The sequence below is a fragment of the Mesorhizobium sp. M4A.F.Ca.ET.090.04.2.1 genome, assembly GCF_003999085.1.
GTDB lineage: Bacteria > Pseudomonadota > Alphaproteobacteria > Rhizobiales > Rhizobiaceae > Mesorhizobium.
Genome location: NZ_RZOT01000572.1, coordinates 1 through 3,734 on the forward strand (window position 1 = coordinate 1; position 3,734 = coordinate 3,734).

General features: G+C 65.7%; 5 protein-coding genes and 1 pseudogene. 4 read left to right on the forward strand and 2 right to left on the reverse strand.

What is annotated here, in order from left to right:
- A pseudogene (locus EN781_RS28290) lies at positions 1-281 on the forward strand (glycerol acyltransferase); the annotation flags it as partial.
- Between the two features lie 12 nt (positions 282-293).
- On the opposite strand, the gene EN781_RS28295 reads toward EN781_RS28290, so the two are convergent.
- Complete coding sequence (locus EN781_RS28295; RefSeq protein WP_127400547.1) at positions 294-1,259, reverse strand: hypothetical protein; 966 nt, start codon at positions 1,257-1,259, stop codon at positions 294-296.
- 164 nt (positions 1,260-1,423) lie between these two features.
- Here EN781_RS28295 and EN781_RS28300 point away from each other — a divergent pair, with 164 nt between their 5' ends.
- Genes EN781_RS28300 through EN781_RS28310 form a run of 3 tightly spaced genes read left to right on the forward strand, consistent with a single transcriptional unit; the run spans position 1,424 to position 3,338 of the window.
- Complete coding sequence (locus EN781_RS28300; protein ID WP_126054260.1) at positions 1,424-2,008, forward strand: nitroreductase; 585 nt, start codon at positions 1,424-1,426, stop codon at positions 2,006-2,008.
- Position 2,009: 1 nt separating this feature from the next.
- Positions 2,010-2,618 carry a flavin reductase family protein gene (locus EN781_RS28305; RefSeq protein ID WP_126054261.1) on the forward strand — a complete coding sequence of 203 codons (609 nt, stop codon included), beginning with the start codon at positions 2,010-2,012 and terminating at the stop codon, positions 2,616-2,618.
- 45 nt (positions 2,619-2,663) lie between these two features.
- Positions 2,664-3,338, forward strand: coding sequence for an isoprenylcysteine carboxylmethyltransferase family protein (locus tag EN781_RS28310; RefSeq protein WP_126054262.1), 675 nt, complete (start codon positions 2,664-2,666; stop codon positions 3,336-3,338).
- 33 nt (positions 3,339-3,371) lie between these two features.
- Here EN781_RS28310 and EN781_RS28315 read toward each other — a convergent pair.
- On the reverse strand, positions 3,372-3,734 hold a 363-nt coding region (locus tag EN781_RS28315), incomplete at its 5' end, for an aldolase/citrate lyase family protein (RefSeq protein ID WP_189347903.1).

Sequence of the window (3,734 nt, forward strand, 5' to 3'; positions counted from 1 at the left end):
GTCCAATGAACATGGCCGAGCGCGAGGGCCGGGTGGCGAAGTTCGTCGGCAGGGCGTCGCTGACGCTGCGCACCTCGCTGCTCATTCGTGAATTCGCGCGGTTGTCCGGCAAGGCCATAGACGTGCGCGTCGGCGACATCCTGACCTGGGACGAGTTGGAGCCGCTGCGCGACCGCAAGGCGCTGCTCGATCGGCTCCATCGCGGCGTCTTCGACCTGGCGCCTGCCGCGCCGCGCGGCCGGGCGCAATTCCTGCCGCGCCGCATGCGCAAGGCGGCCTGACGGGCAGGTTGATCAGTCCGCGCCTTCCTCGGGATCGATCGCCGAAGCCTCTGTGGCGAGAACCTCGATCTCCTGGTTCTGGCCGGCGACGACGGTGAAATCCTTCTGGTAGATGCGGTCGCGGTTCTTGGCGATAATGGTGTAGTCGCCTTCGGCCAGCACCATCGAGGCGAAGGCGCCGACAGTTTCCTTGATCGGGTCGCCGGATTCGTTGAGCAGCGACCAGGAAGTGTCGGCGATCGCTTCGCCGCCGGCCTCGCGCACCAGCTTCATCGTCATCTCGGCGGCGCGGTGCTCGACGGTCGCTTCGGTCAGCTTGCCGGCCTCGACACGGATGTCGGAGCGGATGACCGCATTCACCGAACCATAGGTGGAGACGACATGGTAGGTGCCGGCATTCAACCGCACCACTGCGTTCGGCTCGACATCGGGGACGATCAGGGCGCGGTCGCCATTGGCCTCGACCTTGTCCTCGTAGATCGAGAACCGCAGCTTCTTCGGCGGTATGTGCACGCCCCCCGACAGCACGGCGTCGAGCTTGAGGCCACCGGCGTCGAGCACCAGGCTTTCGCGCTTGGCCTCCTTGCCCACGGTGATGCGCTTGGTGGCGCCGGCCCGCCCATAGGAAGCATGGACAAGATAGCTGCCTGGCTCCAGCTGGAACACGGCGGTGCCGCCATGCGCCGAAGCCACCATCGGCAGCTTGCCGTCGCTGGCCGGCTCGGGCTTGAAGACCCGCCAGACGATGCCGCGGGTGATGTCGTTGCCCTTGTCCGTCAGTTGCGCCGAGAGCGTGATGGCGCCGCCGCCGCTCAAGGCCAGCGATGTCTCGCCTTTCGGCGTCGCGTAGCTGGAAATCCCCGGCAGCTTCAGATTGCTGATGCCGTCCGCGTTCTGCGCCACGGCCGACGAAACCGGCGCCATGAACAGCGCCGCCGCCAGCCAGACCAGGAAAAGACGCAGTGTCCCCTCAAACATGCCTTGCGTTGAAGCCCAAGGCGGTGGCAATTTCAAGGCCTGAGAGTCCCAATCCCGTTCCGCAGGGCTCTTGCCATCCGGCGCGAAGCGCCAATGCCCGAGCCGCCCGAATTTCCCACAGGCGCGCTTCAGCCCAAAACCGAACTTCCAGGAGACTTGCGCCCATGGCGTCGCCGATCATCGACTTCCTGCTGACCCGGAACTCCGCGCCGATTCCAGACCTGAAAGAGCCGGCGCCCAGCGATGCCGAGATCGCCACCCTGATCACCGCCGCCACGCGCGTGCCGGATCACGGCCGGCTCGAGCCCTGGCGCTTCATCCTCTATCGCGGCGAGGCGCGCGTCGAAATCGGCAAGAAGCTGGCGGCCTTGGCCGAACAGCGCGAGGGACCGCTGCCCGAGGGCCGGCGTAACCAGGAACTCGCGCGGTTCTCGCGCGCGCCGCTGGTGATCGGCGTGGTGTCGGTGCCGAAGGAGAATCCGAAGATCCCGCAATGGGAGATGTTTCTCTCGGGCGGCATGGCGGCTATGAATCTGATGATCGCCGCCAATGCGCTGGGCTATGGCACCAACATGATCAGCAACTGGTATTCCGACGTGCCGGAGGGCAGGGCGATCCTTGGCCTGGCGCCGGAAGAGCGCGTGATCGGCTTCGTCCATATCGGCTCCTACCAAGGGCCGGCGCCGGAGCGGCCGCGGCCCGACCCGGCAAAGCTTTACGCCGACTATCAGGGACCGTGGGCTGGCTAGAATGTTCTACGAACCCTCGAAAGGGCACGGCCTGCCGCACGATCCGTCAAAGGCGATCGTGGCGCCGCGACCGATCGGCTGGATCTCGACCATCGACCGCCAGGGCAAGATCAACCTCGCGCCTTATTCGTTCTTCAATGCCTTTTCGACAAAGCCCTTCATCGTCTGGTTCTCATCGGAGGGTGAGAAGGACAGCGCCACCTTCGCCGAAGAGACCGGCGAGTTCGTCGCCAATCTGGTCAGCCGCGATCTGGCGCAGAAGATGAACCGCACCGCGGTCGACGCGCCGCGCGGCGTCAGCGAGTTCGGCTATGCCGATCTGACGATGGCGCCGTCGCGCCTTGTCGCGCCGCCGCGGGTGGCGGAGGCGCCGGCCGCGCTCGAGTGCCGGGTGACGGAGATCATCCGGCCGCGTGCGCTCGACGGCACGCAGACGAGTGCCGTCGTCGTCGCCGGCGAGGTGGTTGGCGTCCATATCGACGATGCCTATCTGAAGGACGGTATCTTCGACATCGTCAGGGCCGGCAATGTCGGCCGGCTCGGCTATATGGACTATGCCAGCATCGACGAGATTTTCTCGATGCGCCGGCCGCGCTGGGGAAAGGACTAGCAGAGCTCAGGTAAACGGCGGCGGGACATTCGCGGAAGGTTGGCCATGATCGCAAGACTGATCCTGCAGACTTTCGTGTGGTTCGGCGTCATGGGCGCCGTGCTGTTCCTCTCGGCCGGCACGCTGAACTGGCCGGGAGCCTGGGTGTATCTGGTGGCGATGATTGGACTCAGCCTCACCATGGGCGTGTCGCTCGCCCGGCGCGATCCCGGGCTGATGAACGAGCGGCTGCGCCCTCCGATCCAGAAGGACCAGACCGCGGCCGACAAGGTGCTCCTCTCCATACTGCTCATCGCCATCTTTACGTGGCTGGGTCTCATGGGGCTCGACTTTCGCCACGGCTGGTCGGCGGTTCCTTTCTGGGGACTGGCACTCGGTGGGCTGGTCCTGCTGGTCGGTATCTGGATCTGCTACCTGACGATGCTGGAGAACAGTTTTGCGGCGCCTGTAGTGAAGATCCAGGGTGAGCGCGGACAGCATGTGATTACCACGGGCCCCTACAGCTATGTCCGCCATCCGATGTATGCCGGCGCCATCCCCTACTTTGCCGGCACGGCGCTTCTGCTTGGCTCCTGGTGGGGGCTGGCCTCGGTGCTCTTTTTCATCGTGCTCCTGGCGGTCCGCATCTTTATCGAGGAGAGGACGCTGCGGACCGGCCTGCAGGGCTATGACGACTACGCGGCAAATGTCCGCTACCGGCTGATCCCGCTGGTCTGGTAGCCGCTGGCCAAGCGATCGGCGGCGAGCGATCGACTAGGCAGAAATCCCTGCCGCCCTGGCGCGGGCCAGCAATCGCTCGGCGAGCCGCAGGTGCGGCCGGTCGACCATTTTGCCGTCGATGCCGACGACGCCGGGATTACCCGCCGCCGCGAACGCGTCGACGATTGCCTGGGAGTGTCGCACGGCTTCCGCCGACGGCGTGAAGGCGGCGTTGATGACCGGCACCTGCGCCGGGTGGATGGCCATCTTGCCGGTGAAACCGTCGCGCTCGGCCTCGCGGCACTCGGCTCCGAAAGCTTCCATGTCGCGGAAATCCGGAAAAACGGTGTCGATCGCCGCGACTTCCGCCGCACTGGCCGCAAGGATGGTCATGGCGCGGGCAAGGCGGAAGACGTC